The organism is Leisingera sp. ABD4_442 (genome assembly GCF_056160905.1).
The window spans coordinates 226743-251184 of the sequence record NZ_JBSWYB010000002.1 but is presented as its reverse complement, the minus strand read 5'-3'; the positions used below and the strand labels follow the sequence as shown (position 1 = coordinate 251184).

At 62.7% G+C, this 24442-nt stretch carries 24 protein-coding genes and 1 tRNA gene; 10 read left to right on the top strand and 15 right to left on the bottom strand.

Annotated elements, in window-relative coordinates; genetic code table 11:
• Positions 1-6: 6 nt before the first annotated feature.
• The 8 genes from ACXAHG_RS03190 to ACXAHG_RS03155 all read right to left on the bottom strand — a co-directional run bounded on the left by ACXAHG_RS03190 (position 7) and on the right by ACXAHG_RS03155 (position 9087).
• The gene (locus ACXAHG_RS03190; protein ID WP_475055822.1) at positions 7-945 is read right to left on the bottom strand and encodes a 3-hydroxyacyl-CoA dehydrogenase NAD-binding domain-containing protein; all 939 of its coding nucleotides are present in this window, start codon (positions 943-945) and stop codon (positions 7-9) included.
• Positions 945-1685, bottom strand: coding sequence for an SDR family NAD(P)-dependent oxidoreductase (locus tag ACXAHG_RS03185; protein WP_475055821.1), 741 nt, complete (start codon positions 1683-1685; stop codon positions 945-947). The genes ACXAHG_RS03190 and ACXAHG_RS03185 overlap by 1 nt, the downstream gene beginning before the upstream one ends.
• Positions 1685-3103, bottom strand: a complete 1419-nt coding sequence (locus ACXAHG_RS03180) for an aminobutyraldehyde dehydrogenase (RefSeq protein WP_475055819.1) — start codon at positions 3101-3103, stop codon at positions 1685-1687. Before ACXAHG_RS03180 ends, ACXAHG_RS03185 begins: the two co-directional genes overlap by 1 nt.
• A gap of 12 nt (positions 3104-3115) precedes the next feature.
• The gene (locus ACXAHG_RS03175; RefSeq protein WP_475040931.1) at positions 3116-3916 is read right to left on the bottom strand and encodes an SDR family NAD(P)-dependent oxidoreductase; all 801 of its coding nucleotides are present in this window, start codon (positions 3914-3916) and stop codon (positions 3116-3118) included.
• Entirely contained in the window at positions 3900-5441 is a 1542-nt protein-coding gene (gene betC, locus ACXAHG_RS03170; RefSeq protein WP_475055817.1) for a choline-sulfatase, read from the bottom strand. Before betC ends, ACXAHG_RS03175 begins: the two co-directional genes overlap by 17 nt.
• Positions 5438-6577 (bottom strand): aromatic ring-hydroxylating oxygenase subunit alpha, encoded by a 1140-nt coding sequence (locus tag ACXAHG_RS03165; RefSeq protein WP_475055815.1) that lies wholly within the window; start codon positions 6575-6577, stop codon positions 5438-5440. The genes betC and ACXAHG_RS03165 overlap by 4 nt, the downstream gene beginning before the upstream one ends.
• A gap of 96 nt (positions 6578-6673) precedes the next feature.
• Positions 6674-7702, bottom strand: a complete 1029-nt coding sequence (locus ACXAHG_RS03160; protein WP_475040926.1) for a GlxA family transcriptional regulator — start codon at positions 7700-7702, stop codon at positions 6674-6676.
• Between the two features lie 224 nt (positions 7703-7926).
• Positions 7927-9087 carry an MFS transporter gene (locus ACXAHG_RS03155; RefSeq protein ID WP_475055813.1) on the bottom strand — a complete coding sequence of 387 codons (1161 nt, stop codon included), beginning with the start codon at positions 9085-9087 and terminating at the stop codon, positions 7927-7929.
• 29 nt (positions 9088-9116) lie between these two features.
• Here ACXAHG_RS03155 and ACXAHG_RS03150 point away from each other — a divergent pair, with 29 nt between their 5' ends.
• Positions 9117-10514 (top strand): aminotransferase-like domain-containing protein, encoded by a 1398-nt coding sequence (locus tag ACXAHG_RS03150; RefSeq protein WP_475055812.1) that lies wholly within the window; start codon positions 9117-9119, stop codon positions 10512-10514.
• Between the two features lie 42 nt (positions 10515-10556).
• On the opposite strand, the gene ACXAHG_RS03145 is transcribed toward ACXAHG_RS03150, so the two are convergent.
• Together ACXAHG_RS03145 and ACXAHG_RS03140 are read right to left on the bottom strand one after the other, a co-directional pair.
• Positions 10557-10955: an ectoine synthase gene (locus ACXAHG_RS03145; protein WP_475055811.1), complete on the bottom strand. Its 399-nt coding sequence runs from the start codon at positions 10953-10955 to the stop codon at positions 10557-10559.
• Between the two features lie 23 nt (positions 10956-10978).
• The gene (locus ACXAHG_RS03140) at positions 10979-11728 is read right to left on the bottom strand and encodes an SDR family oxidoreductase (RefSeq protein WP_475040919.1); all 750 of its coding nucleotides are present in this window, start codon (positions 11726-11728) and stop codon (positions 10979-10981) included.
• 118 nt (positions 11729-11846) lie between these two features.
• Between ACXAHG_RS03140 and ACXAHG_RS03135 the strand changes: the two genes are divergently transcribed.
• Complete coding sequence (locus ACXAHG_RS03135) at positions 11847-12725, top strand: LysR substrate-binding domain-containing protein (RefSeq protein ID WP_475055810.1); 879 nt, start codon at positions 11847-11849, stop codon at positions 12723-12725.
• Positions 12726-12954: 229 nt separating this feature from the next.
• On the opposite strand, the gene ACXAHG_RS03130 is transcribed toward ACXAHG_RS03135, so the two are convergent.
• From ACXAHG_RS03130 to ACXAHG_RS03115, 4 genes are all read right to left on the bottom strand, one after another.
• Positions 12955-13031, bottom strand: a tRNA-Arg gene (locus ACXAHG_RS03130).
• 132 nt (positions 13032-13163) lie between these two features.
• Positions 13164-14549 (bottom strand): sensor histidine kinase, encoded by a 1386-nt coding sequence (locus ACXAHG_RS03125; RefSeq protein ID WP_475055809.1) that lies wholly within the window; start codon positions 14547-14549, stop codon positions 13164-13166.
• Positions 14550-14564: 15 nt separating this feature from the next.
• Positions 14565-15983 (bottom strand): dihydrolipoyl dehydrogenase family protein, encoded by a 1419-nt coding sequence (locus tag ACXAHG_RS03120; RefSeq protein ID WP_475055808.1) that lies wholly within the window; start codon positions 15981-15983, stop codon positions 14565-14567.
• 2 nt (positions 15984-15985) lie between these two features.
• Positions 15986-16750 (bottom strand): TVP38/TMEM64 family protein, encoded by a 765-nt coding sequence (locus ACXAHG_RS03115; protein WP_475055925.1) that lies wholly within the window; start codon positions 16748-16750, stop codon positions 15986-15988.
• A 329-nt stretch (positions 16751-17079) separates the two neighbouring features.
• Between ACXAHG_RS03115 and rpmH the strand changes: the two genes are divergently transcribed.
• From rpmH to yidD, 3 genes are read left to right on the top strand one after another with little or no spacing between them, the layout of a single operon-like run.
• Positions 17080-17214, top strand: a complete 135-nt coding sequence (rpmH, locus tag ACXAHG_RS03110) for a 50S ribosomal protein L34 (protein ID WP_008554144.1) — start codon at positions 17080-17082, stop codon at positions 17212-17214.
• Positions 17215-17237: 23 nt separating this feature from the next.
• Positions 17238-17663 (top strand): ribonuclease P protein component, encoded by a 426-nt coding sequence (gene rnpA / locus ACXAHG_RS03105; protein WP_475055807.1) that lies wholly within the window; start codon positions 17238-17240, stop codon positions 17661-17663.
• Between the two features lie 56 nt (positions 17664-17719).
• The gene (gene yidD / locus ACXAHG_RS03100) at positions 17720-17950 is read left to right on the top strand and encodes a membrane protein insertion efficiency factor YidD (RefSeq protein ID WP_475055805.1); all 231 of its coding nucleotides are present in this window, start codon (positions 17720-17722) and stop codon (positions 17948-17950) included.
• Positions 17951-17952: 2 nt separating this feature from the next.
• On the opposite strand, the gene ACXAHG_RS03095 is transcribed toward yidD, so the two are convergent.
• Positions 17953-18489, bottom strand: coding sequence for a hypothetical protein (locus ACXAHG_RS03095; protein WP_475055804.1), 537 nt, complete (start codon positions 18487-18489; stop codon positions 17953-17955).
• Positions 18490-18600: 111 nt separating this feature from the next.
• Here ACXAHG_RS03095 and ttcA point away from each other — a divergent pair, with 111 nt between their 5' ends.
• The 5 genes from ttcA to yihA all read left to right on the top strand — a co-directional run bounded on the left by ttcA (position 18601) and on the right by yihA (position 24437).
• Positions 18601-19488: a tRNA 2-thiocytidine(32) synthetase TtcA gene (gene ttcA / locus ACXAHG_RS03090; RefSeq protein ID WP_475055803.1), complete on the top strand. Its 888-nt coding sequence runs from the start codon at positions 18601-18603 to the stop codon at positions 19486-19488.
• A 66-nt stretch (positions 19489-19554) separates the two neighbouring features.
• Positions 19555-21099 carry a putative bifunctional diguanylate cyclase/phosphodiesterase gene (locus ACXAHG_RS03085; protein WP_475055801.1) on the top strand — a complete coding sequence of 515 codons (1545 nt, stop codon included), beginning with the start codon at positions 19555-19557 and terminating at the stop codon, positions 21097-21099.
• Between the two features lie 133 nt (positions 21100-21232).
• On the top strand, positions 21233-23038 hold the full coding sequence (yidC, locus tag ACXAHG_RS03080) for a membrane protein insertase YidC (RefSeq protein WP_475055800.1): 1806 nt from the start codon (positions 21233-21235) through the stop codon (positions 23036-23038).
• Entirely contained in the window at positions 23038-23790 is a 753-nt protein-coding gene (locus tag ACXAHG_RS03075; protein WP_475040904.1) for an MOSC domain-containing protein, read from the top strand. Before yidC ends, ACXAHG_RS03075 begins: the two co-directional genes overlap by 1 nt.
• Positions 23790-24437: a ribosome biogenesis GTP-binding protein YihA/YsxC gene (gene yihA / locus ACXAHG_RS03070; RefSeq protein WP_019298036.1), complete on the top strand. Its 648-nt coding sequence runs from the start codon at positions 23790-23792 to the stop codon at positions 24435-24437. The genes ACXAHG_RS03075 and yihA overlap by 1 nt, the downstream gene beginning before the upstream one ends.
• The last annotated feature ends 5 nt before the right edge of the window (positions 24438-24442 follow it).

The window sequence follows — 24442 nt, the reverse complement described above, 5'->3', positions numbered from 1 at the left end:
GGCGGCTTACGGCTCCTCTTTGACCGTGGCCAAAGCTGCCTGCAGCTGGACGATTCTCCGGTCGCGCAGCGCCGCCAGCCTGTCGACTGACATGCCGCCATACGCTTCGGCCAGCCCCTCCGCCAGCATGTCTGCCACTTCGGGGGTAAGTTGCGGCGTCCCCAAGTCCTCCCACCAGCCATTGAAGGTGCCGGCAAAGTGATCGCAGAAAGCAGGCAGTCCGCCTGATCCGGCACCAAGACTGAACAGCGTTGTCGGCCCCATTGCCGCCCAGCGCAGCCCCGGGCCTGCGGACATGGCCTTGTCGATATCTCCAACGCTGGCCACGCCGGATTGCACCAGATGGATCGCCTCGCGCCAGACTGCGGCCTGAAGCCGGTTGGCAACATGGCCGGGAACTTCCTTGTTCACGCGGATGGTGATCTTGCCAATGTCCGCGTAAAACTGTTCGGCTGCCGGCACCGCATCCGCACCGGTCAAACCGTTTCCCATCACTTCCACCAAGGGGATCAGATGCGGCGGATTGAACGGGTGGCCAAGGATGAAGCGGTCCGGCTTGCGCCAGCCTGCCTGCATCTGGCCAAGCGTCAGGCCGGAGGCGGAGCTGGCGACAATGGCGCCAGGTGCGATCGCGGGTTCGATCTCGGCGAAAACAGCGTGTTTGACTGGCAGGCGCTCCGGGACGTTTTCCTGGACAAAGCCCGCGCCTTCAACGGCCTCGCGCGCGGACCGCACAAAGCTGACCCGGTCCGGATTGCCCCGTGCTGTCAGACCCAGTTCGCTCATAGTTTCCCAGGCTTGAGCAATATAGGCCCGCACGGCAGCCTCGGCACCTTCGGCCGGGTCGTAAACGGTAACGGACCGGCCAGAAGCCAGGAACAGGGCGGCCCAGCTGGCCCCGATGGTGCCTGCGCCCAGAACCGCGGTATGTGAGATTTCCGGCATCAGAACAGCCCTGTGTTGATTGGCGACGCGGCGGTCATGCCGCCGTCGATTGTGAACAGCTGCCCGGTGGCGAAACCCGCCTCGTCAGAGGCCAGCCAGACGGCCATGGCGGCAATGTCGGCAGGCTGGCCGAACCGGCGGGTTGCATGGCGGGCCAGCGCGTCCGCCCGCGCCGCCTGCGGATCATCTGACAGGGCAAAACCTGCCTCCAGCATGCCGGTTTCAATCCAGCCCGGGCAGATCGCATTGCAGCGCACATCAGGCCCGTGATCCACCGCGATGGAGCGCGTCAGCCCATGCACAAAAGCCTTGGATGCATTGTAAAGCGCCATGGAGGGGTCCGCGGTGTTGCCCGAGATGGAGCCGATATTGATGATCGACGCCCCCTTGGACATGACCGGAAGGAACGCCCGGCACACATTGAATACCCCGCGGCAGTTCACCCCCACGACCAGGTCCCAATCGGCATCGGTGCTGTCCGCAACGGTTTTCTCGACCTGGACGCCAGCGTTGTTGACCAGAACATCTATGGTGCCGGCTGCCTGCGCCAGCTCTGCCACCTGCTGAACATCGGCAACATCCACACTATGCCAGGTGACAGCCTCAGGCAGTCCTTCAGGCCGATCCCCGCGGCCGCAGGTGGTGACAGTTGCGCCTTCGTTCAGGAAGGCGTCGGCAATGCCTCGGCCAATTCCCTGGCGTCCGCCGGTAATCAGCGCTCTTTTCCCTGCAAGCCGCATCAGTGCGCCACCATCACATGCCGGACCGAAGTGTACGCATCCAGCGCATAGACGCTCATGTCGCAGCCGGTGCCGGACCCTTTCATTGCCGCCCAGGGCATCTCCGGAGTGGCAACGCCGTGGGTGTTGACCCAGGTAAAGCCATAGCGCAGGCGGCTGGTCATCTCCATCGCGCGCCCGACATTGGCGGTCCAGACCGACGACGCCAGCCCGTAGCGGCCGCTGTTGGCAATACGCAGGGCGTCTTCAGCCTCGCCAAAGCGGGAGACAGACACGACTGGCCCAAAGATCTCGCTGGTTGCGGCCTCAGCATCGTTGCCGACATTGGCCAGCACCGTCGGGCTGTAGAAAAAGCCTTTCCCCTCCCCTGCGGAACCGCCCGCCACAACCTCGCAAGCGGCCTGGGCGCGGTCGACGAACCCCGCCACCCGGTCTCGCTGAGCGGCTGAGATGACCGGCCCCATCTCCGTGCCCTCAGCCTTTTGCGCACCAGTCCGGATCTGGCTGACCTGCGCCTCAATCGCCGCGACCAGCTTGCCGTAGACACCCTCCTGCGCCAGCACCCTGCAAGGCTGGGCGCAGTCCTGGCCTGCATTGAAGAAACTGCCGTAGCGGATGGTTTCGGCAACCGCCTCGATATCAGCATCGTCAAAGACGATCACCGGGGCCTTGCCGCCCAGCTCCAGATGCACATGGCGGATCTGATTGCCTGCCGCGCGCATCGCCGCCATGCCGGTGGCCGGGCTGCCGGTGACGGTGATGGCCTCCATCTGCGGGCTGTTGATCAGCTGATCGCCGATACCCGACCCGGTGCCGTGGATCACGTTCAGCACGCCCTTCGGCAGGATCCCGTTCAACAGCTCCGCCAGACGCAGCGTCGACAAAGGCGTCAGCTCAGAGGGCTTCAGCACCACGGTGCAGCCCGCCGCGATCGGCGCCGCCAGTTTCCAGGCGGCCATCATCAGCGGATAGTTCCAGGGTGCAATGGCCGCCACCGGCCCCACCGGATCGCGGCGGATCATGCTGGTGTGGCCTGCCGCATATTCCCCCGCGGCGGAGCCGGTCATAGTGCGCGCCGCGCCGGCAAAGAAGCGGAAGGTGTCAATGGTCAGCGGCATCTCATCATCGCGGGCAGAAGGCCAGGGCTTGCCGGCATTCAGGCTTTCCAGCTCCGCCAGTTCCTCCTGATGCGCTTCCAGGCAGCCGGCAATCGCCAGCAGCAGTGCAGACCGCTCCGCCGGGGTGCTGCGGGAAAAACTGCCAAATGCCTCCTCGGAAGTCCGCACTGCGGCCTCCACCTGTTCCGGGCTGGCTTCAGGCACCTGGGTGATCTCAGCCCCCGTGGCCGGATCGGTGACTGGCAGCGCCGCTCCGCCCCCGGAAACCAATTCACCGTTGATCAGCATCTTTGTCTGCATGGTCTCTCCCCTTCAGAGCTTCATCTGCTGCACTTGCGCCGACAGCCCGCCATCCAGCACCCACAGCTGGCCCGAGGCATAGCGCGCCTCCTCTGAGGCCAGCCAGTTGACCAGGTTGGCGATATCCTCCGGCGTGCCATAGGTGCGCATCGGATGCACATCGCGCACCGCCTGCTGCAGCTGACCGATGGTCTTGCCGCCGCCGCCAGAGCCATCGCCAGTAAAGAAGCTTTGCAGCATCGGCGTGTCGATATAGCCGGGACAGATGGCGTTGACGCGGATGCCCTCGGGGCCATGGTCGCAGGCCATCGCCCGGGTCAGCGCATGCACCGCGCCCTTGGTGGCGCAATAAGCGGCAAGACCGGGATCGGCGATGAACCCGTCATAGGAGCCGAAGTTGATGATGCTGGCGCTGCTGCCCGATTTGGCCGCCGCGCGCAGCAATGGCAGCGCGTATTTCGACGCCAGGAAAGTGCCGGTGCAGTTCACCGCAAAGCTGCGGTTCCACTCCTCCAGCGTGGTGTCCTCGATGGTCCTTTCAATCTCGATCCCGGCGGCGTTGACCAGAATGTCCAGCCTTCCGGATTCTGATTTCACCTGTTCCATCGCGGCGATGGCATCAGCCTCTTGGGTGACATCCAGCTTGACGAAGATGCTGCCGTCCTCGTCATGCGCCGCTAACGATCCTTGCGGGGTCAGATCGGCCGCATAAACCCGCGCGCCTTCGCGCAGGAACCGCGCAACAATGGCGCGGCCAATGCCGCCGCGCCCGCCCGTGACCAATGCGGTCTTGCCGTCAAGTTTTCCTGTCATCTGTGTTCCCCGGGTTCAAACGGTAGTGCTCAGCAGCCACGGTCCAGTCCATGTGGTTGCGCACATACTGCTGGCCGGCATCTGAGGGCGGATTGTAATCCCAATGCTCCCCGGCCCCCGCTTCCATGGCGGCATGCAGGACGCGGCGGGATTTCTGGGTGGCAATGATGTTGCGGCGCAGTTCCTCGCTGTCCCAGCGTCTGCGGGTCTCTGCCGCAAAACCCGCAGCGGCCTTCGCATAGGCCGGATCGCGTGCCACGTTCCTGGTCTCCAAAGGGTCCCGGGCCAGATCATACAGCTGCGGCGGATCGGCGTCGCAATGGATGTACTTGAGGCTCCCGCGCCGGATCATGAAGACCGGATAAGGCGTCATCTCGGCGCAGTATTCGCCAATCGCTTCATCCACCGGATCCGCCTCTCCGCGGGCCAGCGGCAGCAGCGAGCGGCCATCCACCGGTTCCCCCAGCACCGCCGCATCGCCGCCCGCGATATCGACAAAGGTTGGCAGCAGGTCGATCAGCGAACAGGCATTTGCGGCCCTGCCCTGCTGAATGCCCGGCCCCGCCATCACCAGCGGCACCCGGGCGGAATGCTCAAAGAAGTTCATCTTGTACCACAGCCCGCGCTCCCCCAGCATGTCGCCGTGGTCGGCGGTGACGATGATGATCGTGTCCTCACGCGCACCGATTTCGTCGACAGCTTTGACGATTTCACCAACCTTGCTGTCGAAATAGCTGACATTGGCCAGATAGGCGCGGCGGGCGCGGCGCAGCTCTTCGTCGCTCAATGGGACGACACTGGCTTCAATCCCGTCCAGGACACGCCGCGAAAACGGATCTTGCGCCTCCAGGCTTGGCACATATTCGGGCATCGGGATCTCTTCGCCTTCGTAAAGATCCCACCACTCCGGTTTAGCGACATAGGGGTCGTGCGGGTGGATAAAGCTCGCCACCAGGCAAAACGGCGCCTCCTCCCCGGCGGCCCGCGCGCGGCCCCGGTCAATCAGCCAGCGGCGCGCGGCAAATCCGGCCTCGTCGTCGTAGTCGGTCTGGTAGGTGGCAACCGCGACACCGCTTTCCTTGACCGTTTCCATGTTGTGATACCACTTGCCGATCCGCTCATCCGGGGCCTCCCAGTCCGGGGTCCAGGCAAAATCCGCCGGATAGATGTCTGTGGTCACCCGGTCCTGAAAGCCGTGTTTCTGGTCCGGGCCGACAAAATGCATCTTGCCGGACAGGCAGGTGCGGTATCCCAGTGCTTTCAGGTAGTGGGCAAAGGTCGGCACCGAGGCGCGGAATTCGCTGGCGTTGTCATAGGCGGCAATGCGGCTGATCAGCTGCCCGGACATGAAGGCAAACCGCGAAGGCGCACACAGCGGCGAGTTGCAATAGGCCGCATCAAACCGCATGCCGCGCGCCGCCAGCGCATCAATATGCGGGGTCTTCGCCACCGGGTGGCCATAGGCGCGGGTCCAATGCGGCGCCAGCTGGTCGGCCATGATGACGACGATATTGGACTGGGTCATCCCGCGGCCCCGGCGTAGGCCTCCAGCACCAGCCCGTGAAAATGGTGCACCGCATGCTCGGACTTGCCCGACCCTGTGGGGTCGTTGACGATGCGCCCCTGGGTAAAGGCTGGCGTGTTCATGCCGCGCTGCACGCTTTCCACCAGATTGATGTCCTCGACCTGCAGCACCTCATCCAAATAGCGGATAGCATCCAGCTCGCCCGCGTCAGGCTCCGGCGTTTCCAGGAAGAAATCATAGGTTTCCAGCGTCCGGTCCGGCCCCACCGGGATGATGTTCAGGACAATCATGCTGGACCGCCCCGGATAACGCATCAGGCAAGTGGTCGGCCACAGCCACCAGACCGCATGGGTGCGCACGGTGGCGTTGGACACGTCATAGGCCGAATTTGCGCCCTTACCGGCATCCGCCATATGGCTGGAGTAGATCCCATGCGTGGTAACCTTGTAGGTGTCCATATCCACCAGATCGCAGAAATCCTTGTGCGCGGTCGGGCAGTGGTAGCATTCCAGGAAGTTGTCGACGACGTTCTTCCAGTTCGACTTGATGTCATAGGTCAGACGGTGGCCGAAGGTCAGCTGGTCGATGTCCGGCGCCCAATGGCGGATTTCGGTTTCCAGATTGCCGGACTGTTCTCTCAGCGGCGCGGCAGCTGGATCCAGGTTGACATAGACAAACCCCGCAAACTCCTCTGCCTGCACCTGATCCAGGCAGATATCGCCGGTGCTGAAATTCTCCAGATGCTCGGTTTCCGGCGCCCGCACCAGCTGGCCGTCCAGCTTGTAGACCCAGGCATGATAGGGGCACATGATGCGGGTGGTGCTGCCCTCGCCTTTCAGCAGCTCATGGGCGCGGTGCTTGCAGACGTTGTAAAAGGCGCGCAGCACCCCCTCGCGGTCCCGGACCACCACCACTGGCTGGCCCGCAATATCAACGGTGACGTAGGAACCCGGGTCGCGCAGCTTCTCCACGTGGCAGACCCATTGCCAGGACTTGGCAATGATTTCACGCTGATCGGCGGCAAACCACTCGCGCTGAACATAGGCATCCGCCTTCAGCGATTGCGAATTGCCCGCATCCGCGGAATATCCTTCTGCGATGTTAGCGAACTGGGCCTTGGTCGGTAGGTCTGTCACGCTGAACACTCCTTTGCCTGCCTGTTAAGGTCGTCAAAGACATGATCCGCGAAAAGCCGATCCCCCTACAGCACCCAGGCAGCCACCAATTGAACTTTATTCGCCATTCTGCAGGGCTGCCAACGGCCGGTACATGGGCCAGGCCCGGAATTCAAAAGGCACCCGCCCTTCGATCCGGTCCCGCCGCGGCGGCAGCCCGAACCGCTGCTTATAGGCGCGGGCAAAATGCACATGGCTTGGAAAGCCGCAAGCCTGGGCAATCTCGGAGATCGGCAGCTCCGTCTGGGTGACCAGCCCGCGCGAGCGGTCCAGCCGGATGTCACGGTAGTACAGTTGCGGGCTTGTCCGCACATATTCCTGGAACAGCCGGTTCAGCTGGCGCTGCGACACCCCGGCCAGCCTGCACAATTCGGGAATGCTGATCAGCGTCTCCAGGTGGCGCTCCATAATGGCTATCGCTTCCCGGACTTTGGGCGGCGCCGTATTCCCCAAGGGTTCCAGCTGATCGTCTGTCTGATGCGCGCCCAGCCCCCGCAGATTGCGGTAAAACAGGTATTTCGCGCAGTCGTTTGTCAGCGCATCACCAACAATCCCGTGCAGCAGAAACAAGGCAAACTCGCCCGCCGCAGCCCCGCCGCAGCAGGTTCCGGTTCTGCCCTCATGAACAAATACATCTTCGCTGACTTCGGTGTGCGGGTACTTTTCCGCAAAGGCGTCGATATGCTCGTAATGAACCGTCGCGCGCCGTCCCCGCAGCAGGCCGGCCTGGGCCAGGATAAAGGCGGCTGTATCGATCCCGGCCACATAAATACCCGCCCGGGCGTACTTCCGTATTGCAGACAGCAAGCGCTCGCCGGTGAAGGCTTCGGGGGTCCAGCTGCTGGACACAACAACAATATCCGGTTGCAGCTGCTTCAGCGTGTCCAGCGCGCTGACGGCAAGTTCCAGCCCATTGCTGGCCCGGCACAGCGCGCCGGCTTCGCTCGCAATATGCCATTGGAACAGCTGCCTCCCGGCCAAGTAGTTTGCGGCCCGGAACGGATCCAGGAACGCCATTGTCGCAGCCAGGTTGAAATGCGGCGTGACCAGGACCAGGATTTCAGTGGTTTCGTTTCTCTTCAGCATGGCCTCAGTGCAGCGGATTACGGGAAGCTCGGGCACAAGGCCAGAAAACCACCCCCGCCGCGAAAACGCCAGCCTTCCCCGATTGCAGCCATGAGCGCTGCCGCGAAAGCTGTTACAAAAACCGGCCGAAGCAAATGCCGCCCACGCCCTGCGGAATTTCGAGGATCCCCGCGGTACCGGCAGGGTTTCTATAGTTCCAGCCTTGCGGCCTGCAAAAGATCTGATCAGGCGGGCTCTGCCTCACTATACGGTGCGCGAACCAGCCAGACGGCGACAGACAAGGCCGTCACGGCCAGCAGGACAAGGAAGAAGGCTCCCATAGCGGGCAACAGACCGAACGTATCGGCAAGCGCACCGCTGGCGATGACCGGAAGGGAGAACCCGGCATAGGCGTAGACAAACAGGCCAGCAGTTGCACGGGCCCGGTTGTCAGGTGCCCGCACGGAGAATTCCGACAGCCCGGAGAGATAAACGAACCCGTAGCTGGCGGAACTGGTCAGGCCGGTTCCGGCAAGAACCAGAATGATGGATTGTGCCCAAACTCCGCCCAGCACCGTCAGAAAGCCCAGAGGCACCAGAACATACCCGGCAAGCAGAGCCCTGGCGCTGCTCAGCCGGCGGGCAAGCGGCTGGCACAGAAAGCCAACGAAGATCGCCAGGAATATGACCAATCCCGTATAGGCACCAAAACCCTGCGCCTCCAATTGCAACGGAACAACGGCGATTGTCATCCCTGTGGTGGACCAGGCGAGTGCAAGTGCGACGCCAAAAGGCCAGGTCCGCGGCGGAAAGACAGGCAGCCGCAGCATCGACACTGGTTTACGCACATCCACCCGGGGTAAAAACAGCGCGCAACCTGCCAGAACCGGCGCCAAGGCAAACAGCACCAGGAAGCTTGCCGGCATGATGCTGGGGCCCTGCAGGCCCAGGCTGATACCCGTTGCCAGGGCGCCGCCGCCAAACCCAAGCGAGGTTGCAGAGGTGACATACAAAGCCGCTTGCCGGGCTTTGGCTTCCCCCAGGACCTCGGTCATATAGGCGGTGCCCGCGGTGGTGGCTAAACCGGTTCCGGCACCCAGCATGAAGCGGGCTGTAACCAGCACCGTCCAGCTTGGCGACAGGACAAGAAACACGGTCGCCGCAAACCCGAGCAGCAGCGCAATCGCAATCGGAACCCGGCGCCCGATGCGGTCGGACAGGCCGCCCAGCAGCATCAGGGCTGGCATCAATCCAGCGGCATAGGCGGCAAAGGCAAAGGTCACCGCCGTTGCGCCAACACCGCTTTCAGCAGCGTATACGCTGTACAGCGGGGCTTGAAGATTGACGGCAAAGGTCACTGTGAACAGTGCCGCAGCGAGTAGTGAGCAGGGAAGAATTTTCGCCATAAGTGTACCCACGCCATTCAAACTTACTTTTGGTTGACACAGCGCCAGCAACAGTACAATTCTTTTATTGTACTAAGGACGGCGGCATTTCGCTTATGATGAAATACACAGACCTGGCGGCGCTGATCGGGGAACGTATCAAAGACGGCGACCTCCCGCCGGGCACCCGGCTGCCAACCCACCGGACCTTTGCCGAAGAGCACGGTGTCGCCCTCGCAACAGCCACCCGCGCCTATACTGAGCTGAAGCGGCAAGGCTTGATCCTGGGAGAGGCCGGCCGGGGGATGTTTGTGCGCGACCCGGCATTACAACTGACACTCGGGCTGGAGCAGGGCGGCAATGACGGACTGATAGACCTGGTTTTCAACATCCCAGGCGGCGCCGGCGACGCGGAAATCCTGCGATCCGGCTTGAAGCGGCTTGCGGCCTCCGGCGATCTGGAAGCCATGCTGCGCTACCAGCCGCATGGAGGACGGCCGCATGAACGCAAAATTGCGGCCGGCTACTTGTCATCCGCGCCCGATCAGATGGACCCGCAACGCGTATTCCTGACGTCAGGCGGCCAGCATAGTCTGGCCATCGCCGTTCTTGGCTTGCTGCAAACCGGCGATGCCGTCGGCACGGACGGCCTGACATATCCTGGTTTCGCTTCGGTTGCAGGGCTGCATGGAATTTCACTGGTTGCCGTGCCCGGCTGTCAGGGCTTCATGAACCCAGGCGAGCTCGAAAAACTATGCCGGGAGCGGAAACTCAAAGCGCTCTACTTGATGCCGACGGTGCATAATCCGTTGGGTTCTGTTATGCCCGAAGACATCCGGCTGGCAATTTGCGATGTGGCACGGCGGCACGATCTGATCCTGATTGAAGACAGCGCGTATGCCTTTCTTGAAAACAACCCGCCTCCCCGGTTTGTGGACCTGTTGCCAGAGCAGACTGTCTATGTTGGCAGCTTCTCCAAGAATATCGCAACGGGGCTGCGTATCGGCTACATTGCGGTTCCCGAACGCTTCACCAGCGCGGCCTCCAGGGTGATCCGGGCGACCACATGGAACACACCCGCTTTGATTTCCGCACTCGTTACACATTGGATTGAGGACGGAACAGTTCAGGAATTAGAAGCCGGGCGGCGCGCCCTGGGTGTGCAAGTCCAAGGGCTTTGCCAGGAAATCCTCGGCGCGTTTCCGATGTGCGCGCATCCCAATGCAAGTTTCACTTGGCTGCCCCTGCAGACAGGAAAACGCGCAGAACCCGTAATTGCCCGTTTGTCCGAGCAGGGGATTGCAGTCTCCTCAGCTGAGCCATATGCGATCACCGAAGCGGTGCCGCAAGCAATTCGCCTTGCCTTTGGCGGTGTCTCCGAACAGGAATTGAGATTCAGCTTGGAGAAGATCCGCAATGAGCTGAGTACCCTGCCCCCCGCGCATTGAAGAGCCTTGGCAGGACCTCACCGTCCCTCTGATACTGTCGGCCTAGGTATTGCAAGCCCCGGCTGGCGCGTAGCTTCCGTCTTCCCTGTGTATTTCCCGGCCGCTCAGCGGCGGATTGAAGACGCAAACAAGCCGCAGGTCCGCATCCAGCGCTTCCACCACGTGGCGGTCGTGCTGCTCCAGGGCGTAAAGCGTAAACGGTTCCAATGTGCTCCACATCTGTTCGTCAGACCGGCGGATCCGGCCCGTGCCTTCGATGCAATAACAGGCCTCCAGATGATTGGTGTACTCAAGCTCAAGCACTGCGCCCTGTTTGATGATGGTGTCCGTCAGCGAAAACCCCATCCCGTCGGAGGCAAGCAGCAGTCTTCTGCTGTTCCAGCCCGGGCCGGCAACGTCCCGTTCAGTGCCAAGGATCTTCTTGAGGCTTCTAACGATCATGATTTGCTCCTAGTGTCAGGACCCTAACGAACAGCACGGTTCATGCCACCGTCTGACAGGATACTCTGACCGTTGATATAGCGCGCGCCATCACTGGCCAGGAACACACAGGCCTGGCCGATCTCCTCAAATGTTGCCGGCCGCTGCGCAGGGATTTCCCGGCGTGCCCGTTCAGACAGGTTCACGTTCTCGCAAAACCCTGGCAGCAGATTGTTCATGCGGATGTTATAGCGGGCATAGCGATCCCCGTAGAGCTTTGAAAAGCTGTGCAATGCCCCGCGCAGCATGCTCATCGGATAGGGGGCACGGGGTTCAATGGTGTTCATGGACGAGATGTTCACGAAGGCGCCGCCCCCCTGTTCGATCAGGATGGGTGTCACGATGCGGGCGATCTTGACGACATTCAGCACATACATGTCCAGGCTTTCGTGCCATAATTCGTCGCTAAGCTCCAAAAGCGGCCCGTCAAAATCTGCGTCAAAGCCCACTGTCTTGATGGCCTCAGGCACCGTGCCGCCATGCCCCATATTGCTGACAATCGCGTCAATGCGCCCATATTTGCTCATTGTGGCGTCGATCATTGCTTGCAGATCATCAGCCTCAAGCACCGAGCCGCGGCGGCCGATGCCCCCCAGCTCTTTTGCCAGTTCGATCGAACGCTCCGACGGAGACATCAGAGAGACCTTGTAGCCTGCTTTGGCCATTTCGACGGCACAGCCCCGGCCAATTCCCTGGCCGGTTCCCGTCATTAAGGCGACTTTCAATCCGGACATGGCCGTCTCCTTCCATGTGGCAATCTGGTGTGAGGTTTTTTAATCATTCCTCAATGTAACCCGCTGCATCCAAGGAAACCTATCGAGTTTAATGCAGCTTGATGTTAGGTTTTCTCACATGGCCAAGACCCTGAGACACCTGCGCGCCCTGCAAGCCTTTGATGAGACGGCGACGCATTCCAGCCTGAGCAAGGCCGCAGATGCCCTGAACGTCACCCATGGGGCAATCAGCCGCCAGATCAAACTGCTGGAACAGCACCTTGGGGTCAGCCTGTTTCACCGCCGTCCCAATGGCGTCGAACTGACGAATGCTGGCGAGCGTTTGCACCAATCAACCCGCGGGGCGTTCTCGGCGCTGCTGCTGGGGGTCCGGGACGTCAAGCGGATGACCCCCCGCCAGTCGATCACAGTGTCCCTTTCGACCTCGCTGGCGCTCAAATGGCTGGTGCCATTGCTGGCGTCGTTTCAGAAGAAGCATCCTGGCATCGCCCTGCTGCTGGATACCAATGATGCCTTTGCCGACTTCGATGCAGCGGAGGTTGATGTGGCCCTTCGATTCGGGGAACCCGGCTGGGATGGGCTGCACCACGAGCTGATCCAGCGGGAGGAACTGATTGCTGTTGCCTCGCCATCTATAGTGGATACTGCTGATCTGCCGATGCGCGCAGAGCAGATTGCGCGTCTTCCACTGCTGCATGATGCCTTCAACGCCGGGTGGGAGATCTGGGCCGAACAGGCCGGGATTCGCGGCGGTCAGATCATCGCACAGAATATCAAATACGTGGATAGCGCTGTTTTGCTGGAGGCCGCAATTGATGGTCAGGGCGTGGCGCTGGCAAGGCATCTGCTGGCTGCGCGGGATCTGGAGAATGGCCGGCTGGTCCGCCTTGATGACACCAGTGTCGCGCTGGACCGGGGACTTTATTTTGTCTGCCGCGCCGGCGATCAGGAACGCGCTGCAGTCAGGCATTTCAAAAACTGGCTCATGGCTCTCTGAGGTCGTGGCGCCGCCGGCATTCGCCACTGCGGCCACACACGCAGCCGCATTGCATGGCAGGGATACCCCGGGAGTTGGGCGATGCGGCCTGTTACAGGCGGCGGCCGGAGTATGGCACCATGGATGTACCGGACGTCCGGCGGCAGAGGCGCCGGAGGCCGGAAGTAGCAGCCGGACCAGCAATCTGACGAAAAGGTCAGTTCTGCTTAATATCCGGCAATTTGGGAAGTGGCGGACCGAGGAGGATTCGAACCCCCGACCCCTTGATTCGTAGTCAAGTACTCTATCCAGCTGAGCTATCGGTCCACTGCGGCGGGGTTTAATCTTAGCACTGCGCGGGTGCAACCCCAAAAACAAAAATAGTTTCACCCGCCTGTCATATTCCAGTCCGTTATTTTCCCGCCTGCCGCATTCCCGCCTGCAGGCCGCGGGCGTCCGTCACAGGGTGCCGTCGCCTTTTGGCAGGCAGATCTCGAACACCGTGCCTTCGGCGCTGGTTTCCTTCAGCGACACTGAGCCGCCATGGCCGCGGGCCAGCTCGCCGGCAATCGCCAGCCCCAGCCCGGTGCCGCCCTTGCGCGCCCCGCCCTGGAACGGTGTGAACAGATTGTCCTGTGCCTTTTTCGGCAGGCCGGGGCCGGTGTCGGCCACGGTGATCCACCAGGCCGCGTCTTCTTCCTGGGCGCTGATGGTAATGCGGCCCGGCTGGCCGGTGCCTGCAATCGCTTGCCGGGCATTGCGCACCAGGTTCATCACGATGCGGAACAGCTGTTCCGGATCGGCGCGCAGCATCATCGGCTTGGGCACGGCGTTGACGATCTCCACCAGGGCGCTGTCCGCGGCCAGCAGCTCGCTCTCGGCTATATCCGCCGCGACTTCATGCAGGCAGACCACCGCAAAGGTGGGCGACGGCTCCTCTGCCCGCCCAAAGGCCAGCGTGCCTTCGCACAGGGACACCGCACGGGTGATCGAATTCACCAGCTTCGGCGCCAGGCGCCGCACCAGAGGGTCTTCGCTCATCTCGATACGGTCAGTGAACAGCTGCGCCGAGGTCAGGATGTTGCGCAGATCGTGGCTCACCTTGGCCACGGCGCCGCCCAGCTGCGCCAGCCGCTCGCGCTGCTTCAGCGCATGGGTGAGCTCGGTCTGCAGCTGCATCAGCGCCTCTTCCGCCTCGCGCAGCTCCACCACGCCGGAACTGGGGTGGATGATACCGCGCGCATCCTCCGGCGCGGCCGCATAGCGCTGCATATAGCCGACCACACCCTTGATCGGCTTCACCAGCACAATCCGCACCGCCACAAACAGCAGCAAGGCAGTGAACACAGAGATCACCGCCGACAGAATCAGGATCCGCACCCCGTAGTCTATCATCGCCGCCCGCAAGGGCGCAGTTTCCATCGTGACCTCGATCAGCAGACCGGCATCGCGCACCGGTGCGCCGATCACCCGGATAATCTCGTTTTCCGGCCGCGACAGCCGCATCACCGCATCCTTGATCAGCGTCATGGCACCTGCCATGCGCAGATCATAGGTCGCTCCGATCTGCTGCGGAATGGGCGAGGCCAGCATCAGCTGGCGGATTTCATCGCGGCGCAGCACCACGTTGTAGACGCCCGCGTTCTCCAGAAGCTCCGCTTCCAGCTCTGTCTCCAGCATGTCGTCGGCCAAAAGCGCCAAGGAGGCGATCTGCGCCCGCTGCAGCCGGTCAGACAGGTAATCCTCGCGGAACCGCGCAATCGACGGCACGAAGATCAAAACCTCGGCCAGCATCACGAAGACCGTGGTCAGGATCAGGAATCTGCCCGAAAGCGTGTTGAGCATTCCGCCGCCTTTGCCTCAAGAAATCCAGCGCTGAACAAAGCGCACTGCGCGTTTCACAAAGCTACTCTCAAACAATCGCGGGGAAAAATAGGCCCCCGCCGCCCGTTTGTTAACTTCGCTGATACTGGGGTAAGGCGCAACCATCGCCGCCACCTGGCTCATTTTCAGGTTGTTGGCGATGGCCATCGACCACAAACCGATCAGCTCGCCTGCCTGATGGCCCGCGATGGTAACGCCGACCGGACGGCCCTTGAACACCATCACCTTGATGAACCCCTTGGTCTTGCGCTCGGCAATGGCGCGGTCGTTGTGGTGGTAATCGAACCGCGCCACCTCCAGCTTGACGCCGTAGATATCGCGCGCCTGTGCCTCGGTCAGCCCCACCTGCGCCAGTTCCGGGTCGGTATAGGTGGCCCAGGGGATATGGCTGGTCCTGGCCTTAGACGGCAGGCCGAACAGGGCGGAGCGGATGATGATGCCCGCGTGATAGCCCGCCACATGGGTGAACTGCAGCCCGCCCGCGACATCGCCGATGGCGTATACTTTCCTGTTAGTGGTCAGCAGGCTCTCATCCACCTTGATGCCATTGCCCTGGGTCTCAATCCCGGCGGCCGCCAGGTTCAAGCGCTCCATATTGGCCTTGCGCCCCACCGCCATCAGCAGGTGGCTGCCCTTAAAGGTACTGCCGTCCTTGGTCTCGACCTCGATGGCCCCAGCCTGGCCGCCGACGCGGGACACCATGGCGCCCTCGACGATCTCCACGCCCTCGGCCCGCAGATTGTCCAGCACAACGGCCGCCGCCTCAGGATCATCCTTGCCCAGCGCCTTGAGGCCCTCGATCACGGTGACCTTGCTGCCCAAGCGCACATGCGCCTGCGCCATCTCCATGCCGATCGGCCCGCCGCCGATGATCAGCAGATGCTCCGGCTTTTCGCGCAGCTCAAACAGGGTTTCGTTGGTTTCATAAGGTACGGTGTCCAACCCCGGGACCGGCGGCACCAGCGGCGAGGAGCCGGTGGCAATCACCACCCGCCGCGCCTTGATGCGGTGCGGGCCGGCCTCGACCTCAGTAGGCGACACAAAATGCCCGAACTCGCGGATCACCCGCACGCCAAAACCTTCAAACCGCTCCTGGCTGTCCACCGGTGCAATGGTATCAATCACTGCCTGCACATGGTCCTTGGCCGCGGCATAGTCCGCCTGCGGCAGCTGATCCGCCACGCCAAAGGCTTGTGCCTGCGCCTGCACATGCGCCGCCTTGCCGCTGGCCAGCAGCGCCTTGGAGGGCACACAGCCGTAGTTCAGGCAGTCGCCGCCCATCTTGTGGCCCTCCAGCAGAACCACATCAGCGCCCATCTGGCTGGCCCCGGCTGCCACCGACAGCCCTCCGGACCCGGCGCCGATAACCAGGAGATCACATTCAATGCTGCTCATGTTCAGACGTCCTCGTTCTTCTTGCCGCGGATGGATTTCACGATAATCGGCATCGCCGCCAGCACGCACAGGCCCAGGATCGGCCCGATCACATGCGGCTCCCACAACAGGCTCAGGTCCGGGCTTTCGCCGCGGTCAAAGACTTCGCCCAGACCAACCCCGATCCAGGTAAAGACGATAGCGCCCGGAATGATGCCCACCGCGGTGGTCCACAGGAAGTTGCGGAACTTTACCCCAACCAGCGCAGGCAGCAGGTTGGCAACAAAGAACGGCACCGCCGGCACCAGCCGCAGCAGCAGCAGCACCTCGATCTCGTTCTGCCGCAGCGCCTGTTTCAGCATCTGCACCCGGCCCTCGGCCGATTCCATCTTGGCGGTCAGCGTCGCCCCCAGCCCCCAGCGCGCGGCCAGAAAAATCCCTGCCGCCCCAATGGTCGCCGAAATCACGTTGAAGGCGGTCCCGGTAACCAGCCCGAACAGGAACCCGCCGGTGACCGAGGCCACCGCGGCACCCGGCAGCGAGAACACCACGATCACGATATAAATGCCGATGAACAGCGCCGCGAGCCCCGCGTAGTTCTGGTCACGGAACGCCATCAGCGCCTCGCGGTTGTCGCGCAGCGTGTCAAAGGTCAGGTAGTCCTTCAGCGTCACTGCCCCGATCAGCGCCACCGCCACCACGGCAATCAGCGGCAGATGGCGGGCCAGTCCCGGCTTGGCCGCCGGATCTGTACTGGGCTGGGAATCGGTTTTCGGGGTCTCGCTCATATCGGTCATATGTCCGTCTCTAATAGGTGCCTTTTGTTGCTACGTGTTAAATGGCCCGCATGCGAGGGCACGGCAGCCCTGCTCACGCCCGCTTGATCACCTGCCCCCGGATTCGTGAGCTTTGTGGCAGAATCACTGCCCGGATGTTACATCCCCCCTGCCCGGAGGCCGTGCCGGTGCGGTTTTTGGCAGAAATGTTGCATATCTCCCCGAAAACCCGCCCCGCAGGGTTTGACTTACCTGCCATTCCCTCCTAAAGACCGGGCTTCGAGATAGACCCCGGGCGGGCGATTCCGCGCACCCGAAGATAAAATGTGGAGACCGGAGCGATGAAACGCACCTATCAGCCTTCGAACCTGGTTCGCAAACGCCGCCACGGCTTCCGTGCGCGCATGGCCACCAAGGCAGGCCGCAAGATCCTGAACGCACGCCGCGCACGCGGCCGCAAAGAACTGAGCGCATAAGCTCAGTTCCCGTTCTGACGGACATGACACCGCCGGAGGCCCCCAAGGACGGCAACGCTGCCCGAGGGGACACGCCTCCGGCGGTGTCCGTTTGCGCATCACCCGCGCAAAAGATCGAGGTCATGGCCAAGCGCCGTGATTTCCTCGCCTGCGCCCGCCCGCCTGCCCGCAAGCAGGGCACAAAGGGCATGATGGTGCAGGGCCGGAACCGCCGCGACGACGGCGGCATCCGCATGGGCTTTACCTGCTCCAAGAAAGTCGGCAACGCGGTGGCCCGCAACCGCGCCAAGCGCCGCCTGCGCGAGGCCGCACGGATGATTCTGCCCATCCACGGCCGCCCCGGCTGGGACTACGTGCTGATCGGCCGCGCCGTGGAAACGGACCAACGCCCGTTCGAAGAGCTGAAGCGCGACCTGATCTACGCGCTAAAAAAGATCCACAGCCAATAACCGGCTGGCTCTTTGGCCGCATTGCCACCTGGCCGCCCCGCTCCTATCTATCCGCCATGACCCCGCTGGCTCATATCTTTGCCCTGCCCGTGCGCGCCTACCGGCTGCTGTTCAGCCCCTGGGTCGGCTTCAACTGCCGCTACCAGCCCACCTGCTCGGCTTATGCCTTGGAAGCGCTGGAGAAGCACGGCGCCATCAAAGGCGCCTGGCTCACCATCCGCCGCATCGGGCGCTGCCACCCCTTGGGCGGTGACGGCTATGACCCGGTGCCGGACAGGAAAGACTAAACTCACTTCTTCCGGTTCAGCCCGCGCACGATGGTGTCGACGATCATCCACATCAGGATGATGAACGGCAGGAAGGCCATCATCGGATCGCCCGCCGCCTTGCCCGCCTTGGCCGCCTTCAGCAGGGTGCCCACGCCCTTGGGCGGCTGGCTGATATAGCTCTCCAGCTCGCGTGACGCCTTGACCAGGATGCCGTAATCCTTGTCCGGCTTCTTCTGCATCAGCTTCAGCGCGCCGGCCAGCCGCCCCAGCACGTTGTTCAGCTCATTCACCACACTGTCGAGCCAGGTCACCCCGTCCTGCACATCCACGGGCAGCTCACCGAAGAACGGCGCGTTCTGCAGCTTGGTGACCTGCGCCTGCTTTTTCATGAAAGCGGTGACCTTCTGCGCCGCGGCCTTGCCCTTGGCGGGCGTCATTGCGCCCTTCTCGAACTGCTTGACCACGCCGCGCAGCTCTTTCTCCAGGCCTTTCAGGCCGGTCTCCGCCTCGCCCACGGCCTTGCGGACGATCCGCGCCTCCTTGCTTTCCTCGCTCATCAAATACCCTCACTGATCAAATCGCCTTACCGTGCAAGCTTAGCCCCCGCCCCACAGTGCCGCACAGCTTTTTTCCTTGGCAAAACGCGCAGCCTCGGCTAGGGCGCGGCCATGCTTGATGATGATCTGGACGAAATCCATCCGCTGTTTGCCGGCGCCCCCGCGACCACTGAGTTCAAGAAGCTCAGGAAACGCATCGTGCGTTACGCGCGCGAGGCGATCGAACAATACGGCATGGTCGAGCGCCGCGAAGACGGCAGCACGCCGAAATGGCTGGTCTGCCTGTCAGGCGGCAAGGACAGCTATACCCTGCTGGCAGTGCTCTATGAGCTGAAGTGGCGCGGCCTGCTGCCGGTGGATCTGCTGGCCTGCAACCTCGATCAGGGCCAGCCCGGATTTCCGGCCACCGTGCTGCCGGAGTTCCTGGAAAAGATGGGCGTGCCGCACCGGATCGAATACCAGGACACCTACAGCATTGTGGTCGACAAAGTGCCGCAGGGGCGTACATATTGTGCGTTGTGTTCGCGCCTGCGCCGCGGCAACCTCTACCGCATCGCGCGTGAGGAGGGCTGCTCGGCGGTGGTGCTGGGCCATCACCGCGACGACATCCTGGAAACCTTCTTCATGAACCTCTTCCAGGGCGGCCGCCTGGCCACCATGCCGCCCAAGCTGGTCAATGAGGAAGGCGACCTCTTTGTGTTCCGCCCCCTCGCCCATGTGGCAGAAGCCGACTGCGAGAAATTCGCCCGTTCCATGAACTATCCAATCATTCCCTGCGATCTTTGCGGCAGCCAGGACGGGCTGCAGCGCCAGCAGGTGAAACAGATCCTGGACCAGTGGGAATCAAATTCGCCCGGCCGCCGCCAGGTGATGTTCCGGGCGCTGATGAATGCGCGGCCTTCGCATCTTCTGGACCCGAAACTGTTCGATTTCGCGGGTTTGGAACTGAAGAATACCGATATTGAGCCCGAAATCCCCGGAATTCCCAGGCTGCGTTAACCCCCGGGTTAGAACAGCGCCTTAGTCTCAGGCCCGAACGACTGGCTGCAGACAAAGGGTCTGAGAATGACAAATACGGGTTCAGGTCTCCTGGCACGGCTCCGGCAATCGCTTGCCCCGGCACTTTTCGGGCCTCCGGTGCTTGCCTTTCTGCCTGCCTTGACCCTGGCAACCTATTGGCTTGGCGGTGAAACGGCTCTGCTCTCGGTGGCGCTCGGCCTGCCGGTGCTGCTGGCTGCGGCCGGCGGTTTCAGCAAGCTGGGCGGCGGCGGGCTGCCGCGCGACAGCGTGACCGGCATGATGCTGCGCGACGGGTTCGAAAAAGAAGCCGCCCGCGTCTTTAGCGATTGCATCGACACCGACCTGCGCTCTGCCGTCTTTATCCTGGAGCTGGACGACTACAAGGAAATGGCCGACCGCCACGGGCAGGAGGCCGGCGACCGGATCATGCAGCATTGCGGTGCGCAGATCGCCTCTGCCCTGCGCCAAAGCGATACGCTCGCCCGGATCGGCGACAGCCGGTTTGCCGTCTGCCTGGCACCGACCCTGCAGCTGGATCTTGAATTGTGCATTCAGCTGGCCGGCCGCATGCAGGCCGCGGCCGAAGAACCGGTGCCGCTCGACGGCACCACCATCTATATGACGACGTCGATCGGCTTCTGCCAGCGCAACCGGGCACCGGGCAGCAGCTGCTCTGAATGGACCGGTGCCGCGCTCTCTGCCCTGGCAGAGGCGCAAAGCAACGGCCCCGGCGGCATCCGTGCCTATTCGGCAGACATGTCCGGCCGCGGCAATGCACGCTCCAACCTGCGCGAGGAAGCAGCGGCAGCGCTGGAAACCGGCCAGATCCAGGCCTGGTTCCAGCCGCAGATCTGCACCGACACCGGCCGCGTCTCCGGGTTCGAGGCGCTGGCGCGCTGGTCGCATCCCGTTCAGGGTCTGATCCCCCCCTCCACCTTCCTGCCCGCGCTGGAAGAGGCCGGGCTGATGGACCGGCTGAGCCAGGTCATGCTTTATAACGCCCTGGTCGCGGTCAAAGCCTGGGATGCCGCGGGCGTGGATGTGCCCCAGGTCGGCGTCAACTTTGCCACCCAGGAGCTGCGCAACCCCGGGCTGGCCGGGCGCATCAAATGGGAGCTGGAACGCTTTGACCTGCCGCCGGAGCGCCTCTGCGTGGAGATTCTGGAAACCGTGATGACCGATCAGCCCGACGATGTGGTCACCCGCAACATCCTCGCCCTCAGCGAGCTGGGCTGCCAGATCGACCTGGATGATTTCGGCACCGGCCATGCTTCCATTGCTGCCGTGCGCCGCTTCAACATCGCCCGCATCAAGATCGACCGCTCCTTTGTAATGAAGGCGGATCAGGACCCGGAACAGCAGAAGCTCATTTCTGCCATCCTGACCATGGCCGAGCGGCTGGAGCTGGAAACCCTGGCCGAGGGCGTGGAAACCGCGGGCGAACACGCGCTGCTGGCGCAATTGGGCTGCGGCCATGTGCAGGGCTTCGGCATCGGCCGCCCGATGCCCTTTGACCAGACGCTGGACTGGATCACCGCCCATGAGGCCAAGCTGCAGGATGCGCCGGTGATTGGCCGCCAGACCCCCTGATCACTCAATTCCCTTGAATTTCTGCCGCGCCGGGACGCTCTGCCGCCCCGGCGCGGCCTGATTCTGCTTGACCTTTGCGGTCCACCTCTGTTGAACCCCTCCTGTCCTTCCCTACACGAGGTGGCAGTCCCCAATGGACGATCAGAACAAAAATCTTATTCTCGCAACCGTACTCAGCTTTCTGGTGATCCTCGGGTGGTATACCTTCTTCCCGCCGCCGGAACCGGAACAGGCGCCGGAGACCGCGGTCACTGAAACCGCCCCGGGCGGCAACACCGCCGCCGCGCCCAGCGCCGCCGGCGCCGATGCGGTGGCAGACACCGCAGCCGAACAGGCCGCCGCCCCGGATGCGCCGCGCGTCGCCATCGACACGCCCCGCGTCACCGGCAGCATCTCGCTGCAAGGCGGCCGGATCGACGATCTGTCGCTGAAGGACTACCGCGAGACGCTGGACGAAGATTCCCCGATCGTCAAACTGCTGAAACCGGTGGGCGAAGCCGGCGCCTATTACGCGCTCTACGGCTGGGCCCCGGGTGCAGGCCTGGCGCTGGAGGACGTGCCCGGCGCCAACACCCTGTGGTCGCTGCACGAAGGCGGGACCCTGACCCCGGACACCCCCGTCACCCTGTCCTGGGACAACGGCAAGGGCCTGACCTTCTTCCGCACGGTTTCGATCGACGAGGACTATATGTTCCGGATCGTCCAAAGCGTGATGAACGAAAGCGCGGGCACCGTGTCGCTGGCGCCCTATGGCACCCTGGCCCGTCACGGCCAGCCCGAGGGGCTGAAGAACTTCTTCATCCTGCACGAGGGCCTGGTCGGCATGACCGACGGCGAACTGGCCGAGACTGACTATGACGACATGGCCGACTTTGAGCCCGATCCGCGCGACGGTTCCAAGTCCAGCATCAAGCAGGTCGAGGCGAACGGCTGGATCGGCTTCACCGACCACTACTGGATGTCGACCCTGGTGCCCGAACCCGGCCAGGGCTTCCGCTCCATCGCCAAATTCGACGAACGCCGCGAGATCTACCAGACCGACATCGTTCTGCCGACCGTGACCCTGGCCAATGGCGAGGGCAGCGACGCTACCACCATGCTGTTTGCCGGCGCCAAGGAATGGGACGCCATCCGCGGCTACGAGAAGGCAGGCATCGAGGGCTTCCTGGACGTGATCGACTGGGGCTGGTTCTTCTTCCTGACCAAGCCGATGTTCTGGCTCTTGCACAATCTCAACGTTCTGATCGGCAACATGGGCTGGGCGATCATCGGCCTCACCGTGGTGATCAAGATCCTGGTGTTCCCGCTGGCCTATAAATCCTACGCCTCCATGGCGAAGATGAAAGAGCTTCAGCCGGAGATGGAGAAGCTCAAGGAACGCGTCGGCGACGACCGCCAGAAGATGCAAAAGGAGATGATGGAGCTGTATAAAAAGGAGAAGGTGAACCCCGCCGCGGGCTGTCTGCCGATCCTGATCCAGATCCCGATCTTCTTCTCGCTCTACAAGGTGATCTTCGTCACCCTGGAGCTGCGCCACGCACCGTTCTTCGGCCCCTTCCAGGACCTCAGCGCGCCGGATCCGACCTCGATCATGAACCTCTTCGGCCTGCTGCCCTTTGCGGCGCCCGCGCCCGAGAGCATCCTGGCGCTGGTCTTCATCGGCATCCTGCCGATCCTGCTGGGTATTTCCATGTGGCTGCAGCAAAAGCTGAACCCGGCGCCCACCGACCCGACCCAGCAAATGATCTTTGCCTGGATGCCTTGGGTGTTCATGTTCATGCTTGGCGGCTTTGCCTCCGGCCTGGTGGTCTACTGGATCGCCAACAACACGATCACCTTCACTCAGCAGTATCTGATCATGCGCAGCCACGGCTACACGCCGGACGTGTTCGGCAACATCAAGTCGAGCTTCAAGAAAAAGCCCAAGGCTGACAGCTGATGACGCACCAAGTTACAGATATCTGGCGCCACCCGCTCAAATCGCACGGGCGTGAGGCGCTGGAAAATGTAACCCTGACCGCCGGGCAGACCATGCCCGGCGATCGCGTTTGGGCGGTCGCGCATGAGGCCTCCCGGGCGGATGGCTCCGCATGGGCGCCCTGCCAGAATTTCACCCGCGGCTCAAAGGCGCCCGCGCTGATGGCGATCAACGCCCGGCTGGACGATGCCAGCGGCCGGCTGACGCTGAGCCACCCGGCGCAGCCCGATCTGACGTTTGATCCGGAAAACCCTGACGACTTGCAGCGGTTCCTCGATTGGGAAAAGCCGCTGACACCTGCAGACCGCGCCGCCTCTGCCCGGATCATCCGGGTGCCTGGCCGCGGCATGACCGACACCGATTTCCCCTCGGTATCGCTGGCCAACTGGTCCTCGCACCGGGCGGTGGAACAGGCTATCGGCCATGATCTGTCACCCCTGCGCTGGCGCAGCAATATCTGGTTTGATCTGGGTGATCCTTGGGCCGAACACGAGTGGCTCGGCCGCGAGGTGCAGATCGGCGAAGCCGTTTTTGCGGTGCGCGAGCGGGTGGTGCGCTGCCTGGCGACCACTGCCAACCCCGAAACCGGCGCACGCGACGCCGATACGCTCAAGACCCTGAAAGAGAATTGGGGCCACCAGGATTTCTCGGTCTATGCCGAGGTGGTGCGCGGCGGTGATATCCGCCTGGGCGACGCGGTAAAGGTGCTGTGATGCAGATGCAATTTTCCCTGGCCGAAGCGCCGGACGATATTTCCGCCGAGAAGGGCCGCAAGCTGTTTGCGGGTGAGACCGAATTCCTGAAAGGCGTGGTGGCGATGAACGGCCTGCCGGACGCCGACCGGGTGGAGGTCTGCTTTGCCGGCCGTTCCAACGTTGGCAAGTCGAGCCTGATCAACGCGCTGACCGGCACCAAGGGCATCGCGCGCGCCTCCAACACACCGGGCCGCACACAGGAGATCAACTTCTTCACCCAGGGGCCTGAGCTGTATCTGGTCGACCTGCCCGGCTATGGCTATGCCAACGCGCCGCTCAAGGTGGTGGAGCAATGGCAGAAACTGCTGAAACGCTATCTGTCGGGCCGCCAGAACCTGCGCCGCGCCTTTGTGCTGATCGACAGCCGCCATGGCGTCAAGGCGGTGGATGACGAGATCATGAAACTGCTGGACAGCTCTGCCGTTACCTTCCAATGCGTCATGACCAAGGCCGACAAGGTCAAGGAAAAGGACCGCGCCAAGGTGCTGGAACAGGTGAAGGGCGCGCTGGCCAAACACCCGGCGGCTTACCCTGAGATCGTGCTGACCTCCTCCGAGAAGGGCGACGGCATCGCCACCCTGCGCTCCATCATCGCCGGGCTGTAACAAAC

Coding starts and splice junctions, on each gene's coding strand:
- ACXAHG_RS03190 (WP_475055822.1), bottom strand. CDS start 945: ATGCCGGAAATCTCACATACCGCGGTTCTGGGCGCAGGCACCATCGGG.
- ACXAHG_RS03185 (WP_475055821.1), bottom strand. CDS start 1,685: ATGCGGCTTGCAGGGAAAAGAGCGCTGATTACCGGCGGACGCCAGGGA.
- ACXAHG_RS03180 (WP_475055819.1), bottom strand. CDS start 3,103: ATGCAGACAAAGATGCTGATCAACGGTGAATTGGTTTCCGGGGGCGGA.
- ACXAHG_RS03175 (WP_475040931.1), bottom strand. CDS start 3,916: ATGACAGGAAAACTTGACGGCAAGACCGCATTGGTCACGGGCGGGCGC.
- betC (WP_475055817.1), bottom strand. CDS start 5,441: ATGACCCAGTCCAATATCGTCGTCATCATGGCCGACCAGCTGGCGCCG.
- ACXAHG_RS03160 (WP_475040926.1), bottom strand. CDS start 7,702: ATGCTGAAGAGAAACGAAACCACTGAAATCCTGGTCCTGGTCACGCCG.
- ACXAHG_RS03155 (WP_475055813.1), bottom strand. CDS start 9,087: ATGGCGAAAATTCTTCCCTGCTCACTACTCGCTGCGGCACTGTTCACA.
- ACXAHG_RS03145 (WP_475055811.1), bottom strand. CDS start 10,955: ATGATCGTTAGAAGCCTCAAGAAGATCCTTGGCACTGAACGGGACGTT.
- ACXAHG_RS03140 (WP_475040919.1), bottom strand. CDS start 11,728: ATGTCCGGATTGAAAGTCGCCTTAATGACGGGAACCGGCCAGGGAATT.
- ACXAHG_RS03135 (WP_475055810.1), top strand. CDS start 11,847: ATGGCCAAGACCCTGAGACACCTGCGCGCCCTGCAAGCCTTTGATGAG.
- ACXAHG_RS03125 (WP_475055809.1), bottom strand. CDS start 14,549: ATGCTCAACACGCTTTCGGGCAGATTCCTGATCCTGACCACGGTCTTC.
- ACXAHG_RS03120 (WP_475055808.1), bottom strand. CDS start 15,983: ATGAGCAGCATTGAATGTGATCTCCTGGTTATCGGCGCCGGGTCCGGA.
- ACXAHG_RS03115 (WP_475055925.1), bottom strand. CDS start 16,750: ATGAGCGAGACCCCGAAAACCGATTCCCAGCCCAGTACAGATCCGGCG.
- rpmH (WP_008554144.1), top strand. CDS start 17,080: ATGAAACGCACCTATCAGCCTTCGAACCTGGTTCGCAAACGCCGCCAC.
- rnpA (WP_475055807.1), top strand. CDS start 17,238: ATGACACCGCCGGAGGCCCCCAAGGACGGCAACGCTGCCCGAGGGGAC.
- yidD (WP_475055805.1), top strand. CDS start 17,720: ATGACCCCGCTGGCTCATATCTTTGCCCTGCCCGTGCGCGCCTACCGG.
- ACXAHG_RS03095 (WP_475055804.1), bottom strand. CDS start 18,489: ATGAGCGAGGAAAGCAAGGAGGCGCGGATCGTCCGCAAGGCCGTGGGC.
- ttcA (WP_475055803.1), top strand. CDS start 18,601: ATGCTTGATGATGATCTGGACGAAATCCATCCGCTGTTTGCCGGCGCC.
- ACXAHG_RS03085 (WP_475055801.1), top strand. CDS start 19,555: ATGACAAATACGGGTTCAGGTCTCCTGGCACGGCTCCGGCAATCGCTT.
- yidC (WP_475055800.1), top strand. CDS start 21,233: ATGGACGATCAGAACAAAAATCTTATTCTCGCAACCGTACTCAGCTTT.
- ACXAHG_RS03075 (WP_475040904.1), top strand. CDS start 23,038: ATGACGCACCAAGTTACAGATATCTGGCGCCACCCGCTCAAATCGCAC.
- yihA (WP_019298036.1), top strand. CDS start 23,790: ATGCAGATGCAATTTTCCCTGGCCGAAGCGCCGGACGATATTTCCGCC.